This is a genomic window from Aquimarina megaterium XH134, assembly GCF_000520975.1.
GTDB classification, from domain to species: domain Bacteria; phylum Bacteroidota; class Bacteroidia; order Flavobacteriales; family Flavobacteriaceae; genus Aquimarina; species Aquimarina megaterium.
In genome coordinates this window covers 1-1,070 of sequence record NZ_JACB01000123.1, presented here as the reverse complement: position 1 = coordinate 1,070, position 1,070 = coordinate 1, and the positions used below count along the sequence as shown (strand labels likewise).

Below are 1,070 nucleotides of genomic sequence, written 5' to 3'. Positions count from 1 at the left end.
AGTCCAAGCTTTAAATGGAAGGGTTGTTAATACTAATAATTAGAATTTAGATATATTGTTTTTGATAGTTGTAAAAGGAGGTACTGCCATTTGGGAGTATCTCTTTTTTCTTTAAGGATTAAAAAAAATAAAAATTGAAGTAGGGTATTTTTAGCTTGACTTGTTTTAGACAAACAAAACTCAACCTAAATATTATGATCAATACTCTTTTTTCTCATAAACGATATTCTTTTATGAGTTCTGATATTTTTGAAATGATCCCGGATGACGTTTCGTCTTTTATAGAAGAAAATATAATTCCTATACGACTAAAGAAAGGACAAGTCTTGTTTTATGAAGGTACTATCCCTAGTGGGGTGTATATATTAAAAAAAGGGAAAACAAAGAAATATGCTACAGGATTAAATGGTAAAGAACATATCTTTTACCTAATTAAGGAAAACGGAATTCTTGGTCATCATAATTTGCTTTGTAAAGAGAAATATTCTCATTCTGCAGCTTGTCTTACCGATTGCTTATTTCATTTAATCCCCAAAGAAATTTTCTTCTCAATAATCGAAAATAACCAAGAAATACTTCATGGTCTTTTAAAAAATATTAGCCATGAGTTTGGAGTGTTTATTAATAACTCTAAAATTCTGGCTCAGTATAGTGTTAGAGAGCGAACCGCTTTATCGATACTAAGATTAGACGAATTCTTTGAAGAGAAAGGTTGTTTTAATTTATCAAGAAAGGATCATAGCAATTTAGTAGGTACCTCAATTGAATCTTTGATAAGGGTACTGCATGATTTTAAAAAAGAACAAATCATAGAAATTGAAAAAAACACGATTATTATTATGGATACAAAAAAAATAATTGCAGCAGCTAATTTTAGGTAAATAATTAATTTGAGATGTGATGTTTTTTTAAATGTATAAGTGGTATTGTGTTTGTGAAAAACTAACATATATCAAACCAATAGTTGATATAAATCAATTATTTGTTTGACGAATATGGGCTTTTAATTCTAGGCATCTAATACTTTTGGCAGAATAGTAAACACAAATTCAACTTATTATGAAATCAAA

The 1,070-nt window shown here is 28.0% G+C and carries 1 protein-coding gene; it reads left to right on the top strand.

Features of this window, described 5'->3' with window-relative positions; translation table 11 throughout:
• Positions 1-194: 194 nt before the first annotated feature.
• Positions 195-881 carry a Crp/Fnr family transcriptional regulator gene (locus Z053_RS0127370; RefSeq protein ID WP_025668155.1) on the top strand — a complete coding sequence of 229 codons (687 nt, stop codon included), beginning with the start codon at positions 195-197 and terminating at the stop codon, positions 879-881.
• The last annotated feature ends 189 nt before the right edge of the window (positions 882-1,070 follow it).